This window comes from Oceanicella sp., assembly GCF_056449545.1.
In genome coordinates, this window is the sequence record NZ_JBWOMN010000098.1 from 1 (window position 1) to 19618 (window position 19618).

Annotated in this window: 14 protein-coding genes; 10 read left to right on the forward strand and 4 right to left on the reverse strand. The window is 70.8% G+C overall.

Annotation, left to right across the window (positions count from 1 at the left end; translation table 11 throughout):
• Positions 1-38 precede the first annotated feature (38 nt).
• Positions 39-1568: a MocR-like pyridoxine biosynthesis transcription factor PdxR gene (gene pdxR / locus AC1HC7_RS13585; protein WP_479496492.1), complete on the reverse strand. Its 1530-nt coding sequence runs from the start codon at positions 1566-1568 to the stop codon at positions 39-41.
• A 259-nt stretch (positions 1569-1827) separates the two neighbouring features.
• Here pdxR and xsc point away from each other — a divergent pair, with 259 nt between their 5' ends.
• The 4 genes from xsc (at position 1828) to AC1HC7_RS13605 (ending at position 8797) form a co-directional block, all read left to right on the forward strand.
• Positions 1828-3603, forward strand: coding sequence for a sulfoacetaldehyde acetyltransferase (gene xsc / locus AC1HC7_RS13590; protein WP_479496493.1), 1776 nt, complete (start codon positions 1828-1830; stop codon positions 3601-3603).
• A gap of 71 nt (positions 3604-3674) precedes the next feature.
• Complete coding sequence (locus AC1HC7_RS13595) at positions 3675-4769, forward strand: acetate/propionate family kinase (protein ID WP_479496494.1); 1095 nt, start codon at positions 3675-3677, stop codon at positions 4767-4769.
• A gap of 152 nt (positions 4770-4921) precedes the next feature.
• A complete protein-coding gene (gene aptA, locus AC1HC7_RS13600; RefSeq protein ID WP_479496495.1) occupies positions 4922-6241 on the forward strand; it encodes an omega-aminotransferase AptA in 1320 nt (439 codons plus the stop codon).
• Between the two features lie 108 nt (positions 6242-6349).
• Complete coding sequence (locus tag AC1HC7_RS13605) at positions 6350-8797, forward strand: GcvT family protein (RefSeq protein ID WP_479496496.1); 2448 nt, start codon at positions 6350-6352, stop codon at positions 8795-8797.
• 47 nt (positions 8798-8844) lie between these two features.
• Here the strand turns inward: AC1HC7_RS13605 and AC1HC7_RS13610 are convergent, their stop codons facing one another.
• Both AC1HC7_RS13610 and regB read right to left on the reverse strand, forming a co-directional pair.
• Entirely contained in the window at positions 8845-11409 is a 2565-nt protein-coding gene (locus AC1HC7_RS13610) for a sensor histidine kinase (protein ID WP_479496497.1), read from the reverse strand.
• Positions 11410-11554: 145 nt separating this feature from the next.
• On the reverse strand, positions 11555-13048 hold the full coding sequence (regB, locus tag AC1HC7_RS13615; RefSeq protein WP_479496498.1) for a sensor histidine kinase RegB: 1494 nt from the start codon (positions 13046-13048) through the stop codon (positions 11555-11557).
• A 305-nt stretch (positions 13049-13353) separates the two neighbouring features.
• On the opposite strand from regB, the gene AC1HC7_RS13620 reads away from it, so the two are divergent.
• From AC1HC7_RS13620 to AC1HC7_RS13630, 3 genes are all read left to right on the forward strand, one after another.
• Positions 13354-13986 (forward strand): SCO family protein, encoded by a 633-nt coding sequence (locus AC1HC7_RS13620; RefSeq protein ID WP_479496499.1) that lies wholly within the window; start codon positions 13354-13356, stop codon positions 13984-13986.
• Positions 13987-14134: 148 nt separating this feature from the next.
• Complete coding sequence (locus AC1HC7_RS13625) at positions 14135-14689, forward strand: ActR/PrrA/RegA family redox response regulator transcription factor (RefSeq protein ID WP_479496500.1); 555 nt, start codon at positions 14135-14137, stop codon at positions 14687-14689.
• A 238-nt stretch (positions 14690-14927) separates the two neighbouring features.
• Positions 14928-16331, forward strand: coding sequence for a pyridoxal phosphate-dependent decarboxylase family protein (locus AC1HC7_RS13630; RefSeq protein ID WP_479496501.1), 1404 nt, complete (start codon positions 14928-14930; stop codon positions 16329-16331).
• Positions 16332-16387: 56 nt separating this feature from the next.
• Here the strand turns inward: AC1HC7_RS13630 and AC1HC7_RS13635 are convergent, their stop codons facing one another.
• Positions 16388-16951: a hypothetical protein gene (locus tag AC1HC7_RS13635; RefSeq protein ID WP_479496502.1), complete on the reverse strand. Its 564-nt coding sequence runs from the start codon at positions 16949-16951 to the stop codon at positions 16388-16390.
• A gap of 294 nt (positions 16952-17245) precedes the next feature.
• Between AC1HC7_RS13635 and ffh the strand changes: the two genes are divergently transcribed.
• Genes ffh through rpsP form a run of 3 tightly spaced genes read left to right on the forward strand, consistent with a single transcriptional unit; the run spans position 17246 to position 19498 of the window.
• On the forward strand, positions 17246-18736 hold the full coding sequence (gene ffh, locus AC1HC7_RS13640; RefSeq protein ID WP_479496503.1) for a signal recognition particle protein: 1491 nt from the start codon (positions 17246-17248) through the stop codon (positions 18734-18736).
• Positions 18733-19074 carry a chorismate mutase gene (locus AC1HC7_RS13645; protein WP_479499123.1) on the forward strand — a complete coding sequence of 114 codons (342 nt, stop codon included), beginning with the start codon at positions 18733-18735 and terminating at the stop codon, positions 19072-19074. Before ffh ends, AC1HC7_RS13645 begins: the two co-directional genes overlap by 4 nt.
• A gap of 49 nt (positions 19075-19123) precedes the next feature.
• Positions 19124-19498 (forward strand): 30S ribosomal protein S16, encoded by a 375-nt coding sequence (gene rpsP, locus AC1HC7_RS13650; protein ID WP_479496505.1) that lies wholly within the window; start codon positions 19124-19126, stop codon positions 19496-19498.
• The last annotated feature ends 120 nt before the right edge of the window (positions 19499-19618 follow it).

Below are 19618 nucleotides of genomic sequence, written 5' to 3' on the forward strand. Positions count from 1 at the left end.
GCCGCCGCCTGCGCGCGACCCGGCCTGCCTGTGGCGATTTACCGCTCGCGGCGCGTCGGAACCCCGGCGCCGCCGTCGGGCGCCGGGGACAGGCGGCGGCCGATCTGCGTCTCGAGTTCATCGACCACCAGCCCCGCCCCCGCCGGGATCTTCGAGGCCGGCATCGACGAGAACCCCAACCTGAAGAAACGGTCCGGCGCATCGGCGGCGGCGAAGAACGGCCGCCCCGGCTCGATCAGCACGCCCCTGGCCTTCAGCGCCTGCGCCAGCGCCGTCGCGCGCAGTTCCGCCGGGCCCTCCACCCAGATCGAACCGCCGCCGAAATCATTGCCCGGCAGGGCGGCGATCCCGCGCGCGCCCAGCGTTTCCAGCAGCAGCGCCCGACGCCGCGCCATGCGGGCGCGCAGGTTGCGCGCATGGGCGTTGTAATGCCCCAGCGCCAGAAAATGCGCGGTGGCGCGCTGGGTCAGCCCCGGCGGGTGGCGCGCGATCAGCGAACGCAGCGCCCGCGCCTGGCGCACGAACGCCGCCGGGGCGCTCAGATAGCCCAGCCGCAGCCCGGGAAACAGCGATTTGGAAAAGCTGCCCAGATAGATCACCCGCCCGCGCCGATCCAGCGATTTCAGCGCCGGGGAATGGGGGCGCAGGTAGCTCATCTCGAAATCGTAATCATCCTCGAAGATCACCAAATCCCGCGCCTCGGCCAGTTCCAGCAGCGCCTTGCGCCGGGCCATGGACATGGTGGCGCCGGTGGGGGCCTGATGGCTGGGGGTGACGAACACCGCGTCGGCGCCCGCGGGGATGCGCTCGACGATCACCCCGTCGCGATCCACCGGCACGGGGGCCTGCGCCACGCCCAGACATTCGAGGATCCGGCGGATCTCGGGATAGCCCGGCTCCTCCACCGCCACCAGCGCCGGGCGGCGGGCGAACAGCATCTGGCAGATCAGCCACAGCGAATGCTGCACCCCGAGGGTCACCAGCACCTCGTCGGGGCGCGCCTCGATGGAGCGCCCGGGCATGGAGCGCCGCAGGATCTGCTCCACCAGCATGGGGTCGTCGGCCTCGCCGAAATCCCCGGAAATGGCCCCGAAGGACTGCTTGCCCAGCGCCTGACGCGCGCAGGCCCGCCATTCGTCAAGCGGAAAGCGGTCCAGATCCGCCTGCCCGAAGATGAAGGGATAGGCGTAGTCGCGCCAGTTGGCCGGTTTCGCCGGCCCGCCGATGCCGCGGATCTCGCCGCCAAGGCGCGCCGGCCAGTCGATCTCGTCCTCCGGCGCGGGGGGCGCGGGGGGCCGCTGCATGCGCGGCGCGTCGCGGGCCACGAAAAACCCGCTGCGCGCACTGGCCTCCAGATAGCCGTCGGCGGCGAGATCCTCGTAGGCGAGGCTGACGGTGATGCGCGCGATGTTGAGATGCGCCGCCAGCCGGCGCGTCGCGGGCAGCCGGTCGCCGGGCGCGAAGCGACCGCGCCAGATCGCCGCCGAGATCGCCTCGCGCAGCCGCATCTGCAGGCTTTTCGAGGCGTCGTCCGACAGAAACACGTGGGATTCGAAGATTCTGGCCATGATCCGGATTCGATGCGGCGGCGGCGCGCGCCGACCCGCATGATGCGCAGGACCGCGCGCGGCTTTCAAGCGGGGCGCGGCGGCCGATCGGGGCGCCTGCGCGCTGGCGTTACATCGCCGCGCATCTGGCCCTATAGTTCCGCCGCCGCCTCGCGCCATCTGTGGCGGAGACCGCCGGCCCGCGCCCGCCAGCGCGGCGACCGGGCGAACAGCGAGTCCGCCGCGATCCCGCCGCGCGCGACGAAGAAGGACCAAAGCCATGAAGATGACCACCGAAGAAGCCTTCGTGAAAGTGCTGCAGATGCATGGAATCGAACATGCATTCGGCATCATCGGATCGGCTTTCATGCCGATTTCCGACCTGTTCGGCGCCGCCGGGATCCGATTCTGGGACGTGGCCCATGAATGCAACGGCGGCATGATGTGCGACGGCTTCACCCGCGCCTCGGGCAAGATGGCCATGGCGATCGCCCAGAACGGCCCCGGCATCACCAATTTCGTCACCCCCGTCAAGACCGCCTACTGGAACCACACGCCCATGCTGCTGGTCACCCCCCAGGCCGCCAACAAGACCATCGGTCAGGGCGGCTTTCAGGAGGTCGAGCAGATGGCGCTGTTTCGCGACATGGTCTGCTATCAGGAGGAGGTGCGCGACGCCTCGCGCATGGCCGAGGTGCTCAACCGGGTGATCGGCAAGGCGCAGGCCGGCTCGGCCCCGGCGCAGATCAACGTGCCGCGCGATTTCTGGACCCAGGTCATCGACATCGAGCTGCCGCGCATCGTGGCGCTGGAACGCCCCGCGGGCGGGGCCGACGCGGTGGCCGAGGCCGCGCGCCTGCTGTCGGAGGCGCAATTCCCGGTGATCCTGTCGGGCGCCGGCGTGGTGATCGGGGCCGCCATCCCCGAATGCGCGGCGCTGGCCGAACGGCTGGATGCGCCGGTGTGCTCGGGCTATCAGCACAATGACAGCTTTCCCGGCAGCCACCCGCTGGCCTGCGGGCCGCTGGGCTACAACGGCTCCAAGGCGGCGATGGAACTGATCGCGCGCGCCGACGTGGTGCTGGCGCTGGGCACCCGGCTGAACCCGTTCTCCACCCTGCCCGGCTACGGCATCGATTACTGGCCGGCGACCGCGAAGATCATCCAGGTGGACATCAACGCCGACCGCATCGGGCTGACCAAACCCATCAGCGTCGGCATCTGCGGCGACGCCGGGAAGGTTGCGGCGGGCATTCTCGACCAGCTGTCCGCGACCGCCGGCGACGCCGGGCGCGAAGCCCGCAAGGCGCTGATCCACCAGACCAAATCTGCGTGGCTGCAGGCCCTGTCCTCGATGGACCACGAAGACGACGACCCCGGCACCCACTGGAACCGCGACGCCCGCGCCGCGCATCCCGAACGCCTGTCGCCGCGCAAGGCGTGGCGCGCGATTCAGGCGGCGCTGCCCAAGGAGGCCATCATCTCCAGCGACATCGGCAACAACTGCGCCATCGGCAACGCCTATCCGAGCTTCGAGGCCGGGCGCAAATACCTCTCCCCCGGGCTGTTCGGCCCCTGCGGCTACGGACTGCCGGCGATCGTCGGCGCCAAGATCGGCTGCCCCGACGCCCCGGTGGTGGGTTTCGCGGGCGACGGCGCCTTCGGCATCTCCATGAACGAGATGACCGCCATCGGACGCGCGGACTGGCCGGCGATCACCATGGTGGTGTTCCGCAACTACCAATGGGGCGCGGAAAAACGCAACACCACGCTGTGGTATGACAACAACTTCATCGGCACCGAGCTGAACTGCGATTTCAGCTATGCGGCGATCGCCGACGCCTGCGGGCTCAAGGGCGTGCAGGCGACCTCCATGGAGGGGCTCACCGCGGCGCTGAAAACCGCGCTCGAGGACCAGAAGGACGGCGTCACCACCTTCATCGAGGCGATCATCAATCAGGAACTCGGCGAGCCTTTCCGCCGCGACGCCATGAAGGCCCCGGTGGCGGTGGCCGGGATCGACGCCGCCGACATGCGCCCGCAGAAAGGCGCCTGAATCCTTTCCTATGCAGCGCCGGGGCGGGGTTTCCGCCCCGGCGCCCGCTTGAAGCAACGCCGGGAGACGCGATGACAGGATCCACCCCCCCGCCCGATGCAAAGGACTGGATCCTGACGCTGAACGCGGGATCCTCGTCGCTGAAGCTCGCGGCGTTTGATCCGCAGGGCGCGCCGCGCGCCGCGCGCACGCTCGCCGGGATCGACGTGAACCGCCTGGACCCGGCGGCGCTGGACGCGCCGCTGGCCGACATCCGCGCCCGCGAACGCCTCGCCCCCGCGCCGCTGGCCGTGGGGCACCGCGTGGTGCACGGGCTCGACATGCGCGCGCCGCGCGTGATCGACGCCGCGACCCGCGCGGTGATCGAACGCGCCGCCGAATTCGCGCCGCTGCACAACCCGCCGGCGCTGCGGGTCATCGACATGGCGGCGCGGCTGTGGCCCGGCGCGCCGCAGATCGCCTGTTTCGACACCGCCTTTCACGCCGACAACCCGCCCGTGGCGACGACATTCCCGATCCCCGCCGATCTGCGCGCCGCCGGGCTGCGCCGCTACGGGTTCCACGGGCTGTCCTACGCCTCGACCGTTCGCCGCTTCGCCGCGCTTGTCGGCCGCCCCCTGCCCCGCCGGCTGCTGATCTGCCACCTGGGGGCCGGGGCCTCCATGGCGGCGGTGCGCGACGGGCGCGGGGTGGCCACCACCATGGGATTCTCGCCCATGGACGGGCTGGTGATGGCGACCCGCGCCGGGGCCATGGATCCCGGCCTGATCCTGCATCTGCTGCACGAGGGCATGACCCCTGCGGCGCTGGACGCCCTGCTCAACCGGCAAAGCGGGCTGCTGGCGCTTGGCGGTTCGGGGGACATGAAGACCCTGCTCGAATCACCATCCCCCGAGGCCGCCTTCGCGGTCAGCCACTACTGCCACTGGGCGAGCCGCCACGCCGGGTCGATGATCGCCGCCATGCGCGGCGTGGACGGGCTGGTGTTCACCGGCGGCGTCGGCGAGAACGCCGCGCCGGTGCGCGCGCGCATCCTTGAAAATCTGCGATGGAGCGGGATCGGCCGGGACAATCACTGGGTCATCCCGGCCGACGAAGAGGGCGAAATCGCCCATGCCGTGCTGGCGACGCGGCCCGAAAACCCCGGCGCCGGCCACCGGTCGTAGGGCGGATCCCGATCCGCCATTGGCGCGACGGCCGCGGCGGGGCGCGTGGCTCCATGCAAAGCCCAGCGTGGCCATAGCCGCGCGGGCGGCGCGGCCCCACCATCCTCGCGAACCGCCGAACCCGATCAAACATCCCGACAAGGAGGCGCCCAATGCCCTTCGACCACCGCAGCAATTCGCTTGAACAACACTGGATGCCCTTCACCGACAATCGCGGCTTCAAGGCCGAGCCCCGGATGATCGTCGCCGCCGAGGGCGTCTATCTCACCGACCAGCACGGCCGCCGGATCATCGACGGCTCCAGCGGGCTTTTCTGTTCGCCCGCCGGGCATTGCCACCCCAAGATCGTCGAGGCGGTGCACGCCCAGATGCAGACCAGCACCTATGTGGCGGCTTTCGGGCTCGGCCATCCCGGCAGCTTCGCGCTGGCCGAGCGCGTCGCGCGGCTCGCCCCCGAAGGGATCAACCGGGTGTTCTTCGTCAATTCGGGCTCCGAGGCCGTGGACACCGCCATGAAGATCGCCATGGCCTACCACGCCGCGCGCGGCCAGACCCGCACCCGCTTCGTCAGCCGCGAACGCGCCTATCACGGGGTCAATATCGGCGGCGTGTCGCTGTCGGGCCTGGTCAAGAACCGCGAGACCTTCCAGGCGGTGATCCCCAACGTGGTCATGCTGCGCCACACCTGGGATTCGGATGACCTGTTCATCGCCGACGGCCGTCCCGGCCACGGCGTCGACCTCGCCAACGACCTGCAGCGCATCTGCGACACCTGGGGCGGGTCCTCGATCGCCGCGGTGTTCGTCGAACCGGTGGCGGGATCGACCGGCGTGCTGCCCCCGCCGGTCGGCTATCTCGAACGCCTGCGCGAGATCTGCGACGCCCACGGCATCCTGCTGGCGTTTGACGAGGTGATCTGCGGGTTCGGCCGCCTCGGGTCCAATTTCGGGGCCCAGCATTACGGCGTGACGCCCGACATCATGACCATGGCCAAGGCGCTCACCAACGGCTCGATCCCCATGGGCGCGGTGGCCGTGCGCGACGAAATCCACGACACGGTGACCAACGCCGCCCCGCAAGGCGCCATCGAGCTGTTCCACGGCTACACCTATTCCGGCCACCCCGCCGCCTGCGCCGCCGGGCTCGCCGCCATGGACATCTTTGAAAACGAGGGCCTGTTCGATCGCGCCCGCGACCTGATCCCGCATTTCCAGGCCGGGGTCATGGCGCTGAAAGACCATCCGCTGGTGCGCGACATCCGCGTCGCCGGGCTGATGGCCGGGGTCGAGATCCATGCCGGCGCCGCGCCGGGTCAGCGCGGCGGCGCGCTGCAAAAGGCGATGTTCTTCGGCGGGCTGCATGTGAAGTTCACCGGCGATTGCGCGATCCTCGCCCCGCAATTCGTCGCAACCGAGTCGCAAATCGACGAGATTCTGGAAAAATTCCGCGCCAGCCTCGACGCGCAGGGCTGATCTCGCCCAGCCTGTTTTGTCCCGGCCGGTCCCGCGTTGCGGGGCCGGCCCCGATCACTGCGCCGGGCCCATTCGCCAGGTCCATGCGCCAGGTCCAAGAGAGCCGCGATGAAACCCATTCCCGCCAAGACCCGCGCCGTCATCATCGGCGGCGGCGTCGCCGGCTGCTCGGTCGCCTATCACCTGACGAAACAGGGCTGGAGCGACGTGACGCTGCTGGAACGGCGCAAGCTCACCTCCGGCACGACCTGGCACGCCGCCGGGCTGATCGGACAGCTGCGCGCCTCGTCCAACATGACCCGGCTGGCGCGCTACACGCGGGAATTGTACGAAGGGCTGGAGGCCGAGACCGGGGTCGCCACCGGCATCCGCCGCACGGGATCGATCACCGTGGCGCTCACCGAGGACCGAAAGCAGGAAATCCTGCGCCAGGCCTCCATGGCCCGCGCCTTTGGCGTCGCGATCGAGGAGATTTCTCCTGCCGAGGTGAAGACCCGCTATCCGCATCTGAACATGGAGAACGTCGTCGCCGCCGTCCACCTGCCCGATGACGGCCAGGCCGACCCGTCCAACGTGGCGCTGTCCATGGCCAAGGGCGCCCGCCAGCGCGGCGCGCTGATCTTCGAGAACGTGAAGGTCGAGGCGGTGAACCGCGCCGACGGCCGCGTCACCGGCGTGAACTGGCGCGCCCCGGACGGCGAAACCGGGACCATCAAGGCCGATTTCGTGGTCAATTGCGCCGGCATGTGGGCCCATGAACTGGGCCGCATGGCCGGGGTGAACGTGCCGCTGCACGCCTGCGAACATTTTTACGTCGTCACCGACGCGATCCCCGATCTGGGCCAGTTGCCGGTGCTGCGGGTGCCCGACGAATGCGCCTATTACAAGGAGGACGCCGGGAAAATCCTGCTCGGGGCGTTCGAGCCCGTCGCCAAGCCCTGGGGCATGGACGGCATCCCCGAAAATTTCGAATTCGACCAGCTGCCCGAGGATTTCGAGCATTTCGAGCCGATCCTCGAAAAAGCCGTGAACCGCATGCCGCTGCTGGCCGAGGCCGGGATCCACACCTTCTTCAACGGCCCCGAAAGCTTCACCCCCGACGACGCCTATCACCTGGGCGAGGCCCCGAACCTGCGCGGTTTCTTCACCGCCGCCGGGTTCAATTCGGTGGGCATCCAGTCCGCCGGCGGCGCCGGCATGGCGCTGGCGCACTGGATGGAGCACGGCCGCCCGCCCTTCGATCTCAGCGACGTGGACCTGCGCCGCATGCAGCCGTTTCAGGGCAACCGGCGCTACCTGTTCGAACGCTCGAAGGAAACGCTGGGGCTGCTCTACGCCGACCATTATCCGTTCCGCCAGAAGGCCACCGCGCGGGGGCTGCGCCGCTCGCCCCTGCACGAACACCTGAAGGCCGAGGGCGCGGTGTTCGGCGAGACGGCGGGCTGGGAACGCGCCAACTGGTTCGCCCGCGACGGCCAGCCCCGCGAATACGAATATGGCTGGGGCCGCCAGAACTGGTTCGACAACGCCCGCGCGGAACACGAAGCGATTCGCAGCAATGTCGGCCTTTACGACATGTCGTCATTCGGCAAGATCAGGGTGGAGGGGCGCGACGCCGAAACCTTCCTCAACCGCATCTGCGGCGGCGACATGTCGGTCCCCGCGGGGCGCATCGTCTACACCCAGGTCCTCAACGATCAGGCGGGGATCGAATCCGACGTCACCGTCACAAGGCTGTCCGAAACCGTCTACCTGATCGTCACGCCCTCCACTTCGGCGGTTCGCGACATGGCCTGGCTGAACCGGCATCGCGGCGACGCCAACGTGGTGTTCACCGACGTGACCGCCGGCGAGGCGGTGATCTGCGTCATGGGCCCGAACGCGCGCGCGGTGCTTGCCAAAGCCTCGCCCCATGACTGGTCGAACGAAAACCACCCCTTCGGCTGGGCCCGCGACATCGAGCTGGGGCTCGGCCTCGCCCGCGCCCATCGCGTCACCTATGTGGGCGAGCTGGGCTGGGAGATCTACGTCTCCGCCGATCAGGCCGCCCACGCCTATGAGACCCTGCGCGAGGCCGGGCGCGCGCAGAACATGAAACTCTGCGGGCTGCACATGATGGAGTCGTGCCGCATGGAGAAAGGCTATCGCCATCTCGGCCACGACATCACCAGCGAGGATCACGTGCTGGAAGCCGGGCTCGGCTTCGCGGTGAAAACCAACAAGCCGGATTTCATCGGCCGCGACGCCGTTCTGGCCCGCAGGGACGAAGGCCTGCGCACGCGGCTGGTGCAGTTTCGCCTGCGCGACCCGGAGCCGATGCTCCACCACGCCGAGGCGCTGCTGCGCGACGGCGAGTTCGTGGGCCATGTGAGTTCGGGCGCCTATGGCCACACGCTCGGCGCCGCCGTCGGGCTCGGCTACGTGCCGTGCAGGGGCGAGAGCGCCGCGGACCTTCTGGCCTCGAGCTACGACATCGAGGTCGCCGGAACCCGCGTCAGGGCCGAGGCCAGCCTGCGGCCGTTCTATGACCCGTCATCGGCGCGCGCGCGGGCGTGACGCGACGCGCCCCCGCGCCCCCATCGCGGCCCCAGGCGGCGCCCCGGTCAGGCGCGGCGTTCGGGGGCGGCGAGGCTGATGCGCGCGGCGTCGGTCTCGGGGGCGGCGCCGACGGCCCAGTGCGGCAGCGAACAGACAACCCGCATCCGCCGCCCGCGCCGGTCGCCCGAGGCCGGGTCCTCGTCTTCGCCGACGGTTTCCGCGACGATGTCGATGTCGCCGTTGCGCCGCTCGGCCAGGCGGCGGGCGAGTTCGTGGGCGATGCCGCGGCGCAGGCCCTGCGCCGAGACCGGATCGCCCGGCTGCGTCACCCAGATCTCCAGCGATTCGCCGCGCCGCGCGCAGCCGGTCAGCACCAGCCCGCCGCGCGGGCAATGCTGCACCGCGTCGGTGAGCAGGCTGAACAGGATGCGCCGCGTGCGCACCCCGCCGCCCACCGCCGCCGCCGCCTCGCGGTCGTTGCACTGAAGCGTCAGGATCACGTCGCGCTCGGCCGCCGCCTCGCCGACGCGCTCCAGCACCGCCGCCAGCGAGGTCGGCGGCGTCTGCGGCCCTGATTCCAGCTCCAGCGCCGCGGTGGGGTCCGAGGCGATGTCCGCCGCGCCCAGCATCGCATCGCTGATTTCCCCGGCGCTTTTGACGATGCCGTTGACATAGGACAGCTGGCGGGCGCTCAGCGCGTCCTCGCCGCCGCCGCGCGCGCCCAGCATGCGGCTGAAGCCGATGATGGCGCTCATGGGCCGACGCAGATGTTCGCTGAGCTGGGTGATGAGGCGGGTGCGGATCTCGTCCGCCGCCTCCAGCGCGTCGTTGCGTTCGCGCAGGGCGGCGGCGACGCGCTCGGCGGCGGTGATGTCGGTGAAGGCGGTCAGGATCGAGCCGTCGGGCAGCGGCGCGAAGCGCGCCTGCAGGCTGCGCCCGTCGCTCAGGTTGACCTGCTGCGTGAAGGCGGTGCGCCGATCCTCGCGGATCATGAAATCCTCCAGCCGCGTCCAGGGATCGGAGTCGGCGGGCTGGGGCAGCGACAGGGCGCGGAACCGCGCCAGCGCCTCGGTCAGCCGGTTGGGCGCGCCGTCCTCGCCGGGACGGAACCCCCAGACCCGCGCGAAGGCCGGGTTGGCGAATTGCGCCTGACCGTTGGGCCCGAAGGCGGCGACGGCCTCGTCGAGCCGGTCCATGGTGGCGCGGCGCATCTGCACCTCGGTGAGATAGCGCCGCTCCAGCCGGGCGATTTCCGACACGTCCTCGAACAGGAAGGCCAGCGCGCCTTGCGGATGCGGGCGGGCGATCACCCTGATCGAGCGTTCGCCGGGCAGGCTCCACACATCGGCGTAATCGGCGGCGGCGGGGTCGTCGAACAGGCTCATGAGTTCGCGCCGCCAGGCGGCGAAATCCGCCTGATCGGGCAGCATCCGGCTTTCGCGCAGCCGGGTCAGCACGTCGCCCAGCGCCGGGCGCGAGGCCAGCCAGGCCGGGTCGAGCTTCATCAGTTCGCCGAAGGCCGGGTTGAACAGGCCGAGTCGCCGTTCGTTGTCGAAAATCGCCAGCCCGATGCGCAGATGCGCGAAGGTGCCGGTGAGGGTCTCCACGAAGCGGCGCAGCGAGGCCTCGGCCTCGACCACCGGGGCGGCGTCCACCGCGAATCCGATGACCCCGTCGCCATCCTGCATGGCGCGCAGGTCGAACCAGCGCCGCTGCCCGGTGTTGGCGTCGAAGAAACTGTGGCGCCCGTCGGTGAGTTCGCTGACGCCGGGCGGCTGCGCCTTGCCCGAGGCGGCGTCGCGCATCGCGCCCCGATCGTCGCCGCGACCAGGACCGCGATCGCCATTGCGCCCGGGGTCGCCGGGCGCGTCGCCACGTTGCAGTTCGCGCGGATGCGGATCGGCGGCGGTGGTGCCGGTGAGCGCCAGATACGGCAGGTTCGCCCAGGTCAGCCGCCCGTCGGCGTCGCGCCGCCAGGCCATGGCTGGGATCGCGTCGAGCGTGGCGCGCAGCCGGTCGCGCTCCGCCTTCAGCGCCGCGATTCGCGCCCCGGCGCGGGCCAGGTCGCGCCGCGCCCGCCCCGCCTTGCCAAGCGTCACCCGCGCCATGCCGTTCTCGGGGGCGCCGACGGCCTCCCACAGCACGCCGTCGCGATCCTCGATCAGCATGTTGAAGCTGGCGCCGCCCTCCTCGAGCGCCGCGAAGGCGGCGGCGGGGCTGCGGGCGTGTTCGAGATCCCCTTCGGCGAAGCGCGCCAGAATCCGGGCGCAGGGCGCGGGGCCGGCGCCGCCCAGCAGGCGGCGGGCGGCGCGGTTTTCGGGGAAGGCCTGATCGCCCTCCAGCCGGAACGCCGCCGCCCCGGGGGGCGTCGTCGTCGCGCCGGCGCCGAAACCGTCCGCCACCGCGCGGATCATCAGATACGCCAGCCCGGCGCCCAGCGCCGCCGCCGCCAGCGCCAGCGCCGCGTCAAGCGCGGTCATGTCGGCCGTGATCCGGTTCAGCGGACCGGCGAACCAGCCGGGCGCCCAGTCCGGGGCCAGGTCGGGCGCCCAGTCGGAGATCCAGCCTGTGAACTGTTCGAGCGCGGAGGCGTCGCCCGACGCCTGCGCAGCCAGATCGGCCACTGCCATTTCGCACTTCCTTTCAGGCGTCGCGCGCGCCAGGCCCCCATCGCCGCCCATCGCCGCCCCATCGCCGCCGGGCGGCCGCCCCGCAGGCGCGGCCTCAGGCCGGCGCGCATCCGATTGATGCAACTTACAGGAAAGTGAACATAGGTTAAATGTTGCTTAAGCTGAACGAACGATTTGCGTCGAGCTTGCCGCGGCGCAGGCCCTCGGGCGGGTCGAGCGCGTCGCGCGGCCAGACCGCGGCGACGATGGCGCCGCTGGGCCGGGCGAAGTCCACCCCGGTCCCGGCGGCGCGCGCCCCGCGCCGGGCCTGCGCGCGCGCGTCCGCATCCGCGCCGTTGGCGAATTCGATGCGCGCGCCGGTGCGCTCCAGCAGGGTCTTGGCGATGAACAGGCCCAGCCCCATGCCCTCGTAGCCGGCGCGCCCGTCGCCGCCGCCCGCGTCGCCCGGGCCTTTCGGCGGCGGCTTCGCGCCCGGGCGGCGGGCGCGGCCGCGGACATAGGGATCGCCCAGCCGCCCCAGCAGGTTGGCGCGATAGCCCGGCCCGTCGTCGCCGACGGCGATGCGCAGGTCGCGATCGGTCCAGTCCAGATCCACCCAGACCACCGCCTCGGCGAAATCCACCGCGTTCTGCACCAGGTTGCGCAGCCCGTGCACCAGTTCCGGCTTGCGCAGCACCACCGGCTGCGCCGCCAGGTCCGCCGCCGCCAGCGGCGAGCCGCGCAGCCGCAGCACGATGCGCTTGCCCCGGTCGCGATGGGGCTCCGCCGCCTCCTCGACAATGGCCGAGATCGGCGCGGTCTTGACCTGGCTGTCATCCTTGCCGCCGCGCGCCAGGTCGCGCAGGATTTCACGGCAGCGCTCCGCCTGCTTGCGGATCAGGTCCACGTCCTCGGCCAGATCCGGGTCATCGCCGATCTCGTCGGCCAGTTCGCCCGAGGCCAGCATGATGGTCGCCAGCGGCGTGCCCAGCTCATGCGCCGCCGCCGCCGCCAGCCCGCCGATGGCGGTCAGGCGCTGTTCGCGCGACAGCGCCTCCTGCGCGGCGCTCAGCGCCAGCGACATGTTGAAATTCTCCGCCGTGACCCGGCGCGCATAGCCCGCGAGAAACGCCAGCGCGATCAGCAGCGCCACCCAGTTGCCGACCATGATCAGCGGCGTCGGCGCGTGCACGGCCCCGCCCGGCAGGGTCAGCGGCAGGTGCAGCCAGGCCAGCAGCGTCAGTTCGACCGCCGCGAAGCCCCCCAGCATCATCGCCGAGCGCAGGGTGAGCGCGGTGGCCGAGATGATCACCGGCGCCAGCAGGAACACCGCGAAGGGGTTGGTCAGTCCGCCGGTGAAAAACAGCAGCGCCCCGAGCTGCGCCAGATCGAACAGCAGGAACAGCGCCGTGTCGCGTTCGGACAGGCGCTTGTTCTCGGGATAGATGATCTGGGCGACGATGTTGACGCAGACCGATGCGGCGATGACGCCGAAGCAGGCCCCGATGGGCAGGTCGAAGCCCAGCGCCAGTTCGGCGACCAGCACGGTGATCGCCTGCCCCGTCACCGCCAGCCAGCGCAGCGAGATCAGCGTGCGCAGCCGCACCCAGTCGCCGCGCGCAGCGCTCAGGGACAGCAGGCTTGGCGGGGTCTCGGGCATGGCGCGGGGCGCGGCTCCTGTGCATCGGCGCCCGCGGCGGGCGGGCGCCCCCGGCATAGCATCGCGCGGGCGGCGGCGAAAGCGCCGGCGCAGGGTGGGGGGCGCCGCGCCCGAGTTCGCGTCCGCGCCCGGGTTCGCGCCGGCTCACCGCCGCCCGCGCCCCGCGTCCCGGCGTCGCAGCGGCTGGCCCCGCCCCCCGCGACCGCCATATGATCCGCAGGGACTCGCCGCCGCGCCCGGGCCTCGCGCCGGGCGGACGGTCAATCGCGATCCATCGCGACCGCTTACGCCAAAGGATTCCGCTCATGGCCCGCACCCCCGTTCTCGCCGCTGTCGCCGCCGCCGCCATCGGGCTTGGCGTCGGCGCCTGGTTCGCCTTTCCCGGCCTGTTTCCGGGCGGCGCCGGGGACGACCGTTTCGCCGATTGCCGGTCGACCTCGGTGTCCGGCGCCAGCGTCATCGGCGGGCCGTTCAGCCTGATCGACCAGACCGGCGCGCCGGTCACCGACAAGGACGTCATCGACCGCCTTTCGCTGGTCTATTTCGGCTACACCTACTGCCCCGACGTCTGCCCCGTGGACGCGGCGCGCAACGCCGAGGCGGTGGAGATCCTCGACGAGCGCGGCATCGCGCTGCGCCCGGTGTTCATCTCCATCGACCCGGGCCGCGACACCCCCGAGACCATGGCCGAATTCGTCGGCGCCCTGCATCCGCGCATGATCGGGCTCACCGGATCGCAGGCCGCGATCGACGCCGTGACCAAGGCCTATCGGGTCTACGCCGCCAAGGCCGGGGACGACGATCAGGACTACCTGATGGATCACTCCACCTTCGCCTATCTGATGGCCCCCGGCTCGGTGCTGCTCGACGTCTACGGGCGCGACGTCACGCCGACCCAGATGGCCGATTCCGTGCAGTGCTTCGCCGACCGGCTCTGAACGCCGCCGCGCCCGGCGCGGCTTTGCGATCCTTAAGCCGCGCGCCGCCGCGCGGACCGATTGTTGCGCGGCGCATGGGTTCGGTTTGACACCAGCGCCGATTTCCCTAAAAGTCCGGCACTCGCGTGCGACGCATAGGGGAATTGACATGACGGAGCGGGATCTTCGCGACATCGGGCCGGACCGGTCGTTGCTGGTGCTGGACGATGACGAACCTTTCCGCCGCCGGCTGGCCCGCGCCATGGAGCGCCGCGGCTTCGAGCCGCAAATGGCCGAGAGCGTCGCCGAGGGCCTGGCCATGGTGCGCCGCGCCGCCCCCGCCTACGCCATCATCGACCTGCGGCTGGAGGACGGCAACGGGCTCGACGTGGTCGAGGCCCTGCGCGAGACCCGCCCCGAAAGCCGCGTCGTGGTGCTCACCGGCTACGGCGCCATCGCCACCGCGGTCGCGGCGGTGAAGATCGGGGCCACCGACTACCTGTCCAAGCCCGCCAACGCCGATGAGGTCGAGGCGGCGCTGCTGGCGGCGGGCGAGGACAAGCCCCCGCCCCCCGAAAACCCCATGTCCGCCGACCGGGTGCGCTGGGAGCATATCCAGCGGGTTTTCGAATTGTGCGACCGCAACGTGTCCGAGACCGCGCGGCGGCTGAACATGCACCGGCGCACGCTGCAGCGGATTCTGGCCAAGCGCTCGCCGCGCTGAAGTTTTCTTCCGGGGCGCCGCCCCCGGCTGCCCGGCGCCGTCCGCGCCCCACATCGCCGGGACGCCGCCCGCGCCCGCCAGCGCCCGCCAAGCGCCCGCCCGCGCCCGCCCGCGCCCTCCGGACCTGATCCGGGGCCGCCCGGCGCCTGCGCCGCCCGCCCCGCCAGACAACCGCGGCTTGCCCCGGGCGCCGGCGCTCGCCACACTGCGCCCCACCGTTCCCGTTGGAAGCTCCGCCATGAACATCGACGACTACCTGCCCTGGGCGCGCCGCGCCGCCGCATGGTCCGCCGCCTACCTCGCCGGTCTGCGCGACCGCCCGGTGCGCGCCCGCGTCAAGCCCGGCGAGGTCGCCGCCATGCTGCCCGCGGCGCCCCCCGACGCCGCCGAACCCATGGAAGCCATCTTCGCGGATTTCGAGCGCATCGTGCCCGACGCCATGACCCATTGGCAGCACCCGCGCTTCTTCGCCTATTTCCCCGGCAACGCCGCGCCGGCCTCGATGATCGCCGAAAACCTCACCGCCGCGCTGGCCGCGCAAGCCATGCTCTGGCAGACCTCCCCCGCCGCCACGGAAATCGAAATCCGCATGGTGGACTGGCTGCGTCAGGCGCTGGGCCTGCCCGAGGGGTTTTCGGGCACGATCCATTCCAGCGCCACCACCGCCACGCTCTGCGCGGTGCTGACCATGCGCGAACGCGCCCTGGGCTGGGAGGGCCTGACCAGGGGGCTCGCCGGCGGCCCGAGGCTCAGGATCTACGCCTCCGACCAGAACCATTCCTCGGTGGACAAGGCGGCGCGGCTGTCGGGGATCGGCCAGGACAATCTGGTGAAGATTCCGACCGACGAAACCTTCGCCATGCGCGCGGACGCCCTGCGCGAAGCGATCCGCGCCGACCGGGCGGCCGGGATGACCCCCGCCGGCGTGGTGATCATCGTCGGCGGCACCACCATCGGCGCCTCGGACCGGCCCGCCGAAATCATCGCCGTCGCCCGCGAGGAAGGGCTTTACACCCATGTGGACGCCGCCTGGGCCGGATCGGCGATGATCTGTCCCGAACAGCGCAGGCATTGGCGGGGCGTCGAGGGGGCCGATTCCATCGTCTTCAACCCCCATAAATGGCTGGGCGCGCAGTTCGACTGTTCGGTGCAGTTTCTCGCCGACCCGGCCCCGCAGATCCGCACCATGGGGCTGCGCCCGGCCTATCTGGAAACCGCCGGGCAGGAGGAAATCACCAATTTCAACGAATGGACCGTGCCGCTGGGCCGCCGGTTCCGGGCGCTGAAGCTGTGGTTCCTGCTGCGCGCCTACGGGCTCGACGGCCTGCGAACCCGCATCCGCAACCACATCGCCTGGGCGCGCGAAGCCGAGGCCGCCATCGCCGCCCTGCCGGGGTTCCGCATCGTCACGCCGTGCAATTTCTCGCTGTTCACCTTCCAGTTCGCGCCCGAGGGCCGCGACGCGGACAAGGCCACGGCGGCGCTGCTGGCGCGGATCAACGATGACGGGCGCATCTACCTCACGCAGGCCAGCCATGAGGGCCGATACGTGATCCGCATGCAGGTCGGCCAGTTCGATTGCACCCGCGATGACGTGATGCTGGCGCCCAAGGCGATCGGCGAACTGGCGGCGACGGCCTGAGGCCGCGCCGCCGTCCGGTTTTCAGTCGCCAGTCGTCAGTCGCCAGTCGCCAGTTTTCAGTCGGCCACCCGTTCGACGCCGATGGCGACGGCGGTGGCGATCGCCAGTTCAACCTTGTCGCCCGGCTTCAGGCTGGCGGCGAAGGCCTGCAATTCGGGTTTTTTCACGACCACGCTGTTTTCGGCGCCGTCGGGCGTGGCGAAGCGGACCAGCTTGCTCGCCGCGTCATAGCCGATGATGGTGACGATGCTGCGCATCTCCTCGCCGGCCACCACGCCGGGCTTGTCGCCTTCGGCGGCGGCGACCGCGACCGACACGGCCTCGGTGGTCTCGCTGGCGCCGGCCGGGGCCATCTGCGCCGCGACGCTCTGCTGGTAGGTCGCCACCACCCGGTCGCCGGGGACCAGTTGCGCGAGGTTCTTCACCTCGGGTCCGGCGACGAGCACCTCCAGCGACCCGTCATCGCCGCGCAGCAGCACCTGGCGCGTCTTCATGTCCACGCTCTGCACGATGGCGGAGGTCTGAACCCGCTCGGTCACCTCCACCGGCGCCGGCGCGGCGGCGCAGGCGGCGAGCGCGCCAAGCGCGAACAGGCCGGCGAACTGTCTGGCGAATCGCATTTTCTTGTCCTTTCGCGGAGGCGACGCGGTGGCGCCGCTGACATTGACATGTGGAATCGCGCCCGCCCGCGCAAGTGTCAACGGCCAAACGCCTCGCCCCGATCCGCCCCGATCCGCCCCGATCCGCCCCGATCCGCATTGACATTGCCCGCGCGGCTGCGTATCTGATCGCCGATCCCCGGAAGCCCGACGCTTCCGGTCCCCGCCCGCGTGCGGGGATCGCCTCCGGTCAGCGCGTTGCGCCCGCCGGAGCGCTTCGTGTTTGCAACCGCCGCGCCGCAAGGAGGGCCGCCCATGTTCGAGAGCCTCTCAGACCGCCTCTCCGGCGTCCTCGACAAGCTCACGCGGCAGGGCGCGCTGTCCGAGGCCGACGTCAAGACCGCGCTGCGCGAGGTTCGCGTGGCGCTGCTTGAAGCCGACGTGTCGCTGCCCGTGGCCCGCGATTTCATCGCCCGCGTGCAGGAACAGGCGACCGGGCAGGCGGTGACCAAATCGGTGACCCCGGGCCAGCAGGTGGTGAAGATCGTCCATGACGCGATGATCGACATGCTTGCCGGCGACGGCGAGGACATTGGCCGCCTGCGCATCGACAGCCCGCCGGCGCCGATCATGATGGTCGGCCTGCAAGGGTCGGGCAAGACCACCACCACCGCCAAGATCGCCAAGCGCCTGTCCGAAAGGGACCGCAAGAAGGTGCTCATGGCCTCGCTGGACACCAGTCGCCCGGCGGCGATGGAGCAGCTCGGCGTGCTCGGCATGCAGATCGGCGTCGACGTGCTGCCCATCGTGCGCGGCGAGACCCCGGTGCAGATCGCGCGCCGCGCCAGGCAGCAGGCGAGCCTCGGCGGCTATGACGTCTACATGCTCGACACCGCCGGGCGCCTGCATGTGGACGACGCGCTGATGGCCGAGGTCGAGGCGGTGCGCGACGCGGTGACGCCGCACGAGACCTTGCTGGTGGTCGACGGGCTGACCGGGCAGGACGCGGTCAACGTGGCCTCGGAATTCGACGCCCGGGTCGGCGTCTCGGGCGTGGTGCTCACCCGCATGGACGGCGACGGGCGCGGCGGCGCCGCCCTGTCCATGCGCGCGGTCACCGGCAAGCCGATCAAGTTCGTCGGCCTTGGCGAACAGATGGACGCGCTGGAGGAATTCCACCCCGAGCGCGTCGCCGGGCGGATCCTCGGCATGGGCGACATCGTCTCGCTGGTGGAGAAGGCCCAGGAGACCATCGAGCTCGAAGAGGCCGAACGCCAGATGAAGCGGTTCCAGAAGGGTCGCTTCGACATGAACGACCTGAAGGGCCAGCTCGAACAGATGCAGAAGATGGGCGGCATGGGCGGGTTGATGAAAATGATGCCCGGCATGGGCAAGATGCAAAAGCAGATCGACGCCGCGGGCATGGACGACAAGGTGATCAAGCGCCAGATTGCCCTGATCCAGTCGATGACCAAGAAGGAACGCCGCAACCCCCAGATCATGCAGGCCAGCCGCAAGAAGCGCGTGGCCAAGGGCGCGGGGATGCAGGTGTCCGACCTCAACAAGCTTCTGAAGATGCACCGGCAGATGTCGGACATGATGAAGAAAATGGGAAAGATGGGCAAGAAGGGCATGATGCGCGGCGGGCTCGGCGCGCTGTTTGGCGGCGGCGGCGGCATGCCCCCCGGCGGCATGCCCGGCATGGCGCAGTCGCCCCCCCCGGCGGCGATGCCCGGCGGCGGGTTGCCCGGGCTTGGCGGCCCGGCGCTGCCCCCGGGCCTCAGCGGCTTTGGCAAGAAGAAATGACCAGGGCCCCCGACAAACCCGACAATCCCGACAATCCCGGGCGCGACGCCGACGCCGACGCCGCGCAGGCGTTGCTCGGCGATCTGCGCCATTCCATCGACAATCTCGACGCCATCCTCGTGCACGCCCTGGCCGAACGGTTCCGCTGCACGCAGGCCGTGGGCCGGCTGAAGGCCGAACACGACCTGCCGCCCTCGGACCCGGCGCGCGAGGCAAGGCAGATCGCGCGGCTTCAGAAACTGGCCGAGGACGCCCATCTCGACCCCGAATTCGCGCGGGCCTTCCTGAATTTCATCATCCAGGAAGTCATCCGCCACCACCGGAAATTCCAGAAATAGGTTTTTGGGGCGCGCCCCCGGACCTCGACGAACACACAGGAGAAACACCATGGCCATCAAGATCAGACTCGCCCGCGGCGGTTCCAAGAAACGCCCCTTCTACCGCATCGTCGCCGCCGACAGCCGCTATGCCCGCGACGGGCGCTACCTCGAACGCCTCGGCACCTACAACCCGCTGCTGCCCAAGGATTCCGAGGACCGCGTGAAGATGGACGTGGAAAAGATCATGGAATGGATCGGCAAGGGCGCGAAGCCCACCGATCGCATCGCCCGCTTCCTCGAAGCCGCCGGCGCCGTGGAAAAGACCGAGCGCAAGAACCTCAAGAAGGGCGAGCCGGGCAAGAAGGCCGTGGAGCGCGCCGCCGAGAAGGCCGAGAAGCTGGCCGCCGCCACCGCGCCCGCCGAGGACGCGGCGGCCGAATAGCCCGCGCGGGGGCCGGGCCCCCCCCGGGGCCGCCCCCCCGTTAAGGGCCCCCCCCGCCCCAGGGACCGGGCGCCCCCCCCCCGGCGGGGCGCGGCCCCCCCCAAAATTCCCGAAATTTGG

Excerpts from the sequence above, each read along its gene's own strand:
- AC1HC7_RS13595 (WP_479496494.1), top strand. The coding sequence starts at position 3,675 with ATGACAGGATCCACCCCCCCGCCCGATGCAAAGGACTGGATCCTGACG.
- AC1HC7_RS13625 (WP_479496500.1), top strand. The coding sequence starts at position 14,135 with ATGACGGAGCGGGATCTTCGCGACATCGGGCCGGACCGGTCGTTGCTG.
- aptA (WP_479496495.1), top strand. The coding sequence starts at position 4,922 with ATGCCCTTCGACCACCGCAGCAATTCGCTTGAACAACACTGGATGCCC.
- AC1HC7_RS13630 (WP_479496501.1), top strand. The coding sequence starts at position 14,928 with ATGAACATCGACGACTACCTGCCCTGGGCGCGCCGCGCCGCCGCATGG.
- AC1HC7_RS13620 (WP_479496499.1), top strand. The coding sequence starts at position 13,354 with ATGGCCCGCACCCCCGTTCTCGCCGCTGTCGCCGCCGCCGCCATCGGG.
- AC1HC7_RS13635 (WP_479496502.1), bottom strand. The coding sequence starts at position 16,951 with ATGCGATTCGCCAGACAGTTCGCCGGCCTGTTCGCGCTTGGCGCGCTC.
- AC1HC7_RS13645 (WP_479499123.1), top strand. The coding sequence starts at position 18,733 with ATGACCAGGGCCCCCGACAAACCCGACAATCCCGACAATCCCGGGCGC.
- pdxR (WP_479496492.1), bottom strand. The coding sequence starts at position 1,568 with ATGGCCAGAATCTTCGAATCCCACGTGTTTCTGTCGGACGACGCCTCG.
- ffh (WP_479496503.1), top strand. The coding sequence starts at position 17,246 with ATGTTCGAGAGCCTCTCAGACCGCCTCTCCGGCGTCCTCGACAAGCTC.
- AC1HC7_RS13610 (WP_479496497.1), bottom strand. The coding sequence starts at position 11,409 with ATGGCAGTGGCCGATCTGGCTGCGCAGGCGTCGGGCGACGCCTCCGCG.
- regB (WP_479496498.1), bottom strand. The coding sequence starts at position 13,048 with ATGCCCGAGACCCCGCCAAGCCTGCTGTCCCTGAGCGCTGCGCGCGGC.
- rpsP (WP_479496505.1), top strand. The coding sequence starts at position 19,124 with ATGGCCATCAAGATCAGACTCGCCCGCGGCGGTTCCAAGAAACGCCCC.
- AC1HC7_RS13605 (WP_479496496.1), top strand. The coding sequence starts at position 6,350 with ATGAAACCCATTCCCGCCAAGACCCGCGCCGTCATCATCGGCGGCGGC.
- xsc (WP_479496493.1), top strand. The coding sequence starts at position 1,828 with ATGAAGATGACCACCGAAGAAGCCTTCGTGAAAGTGCTGCAGATGCAT.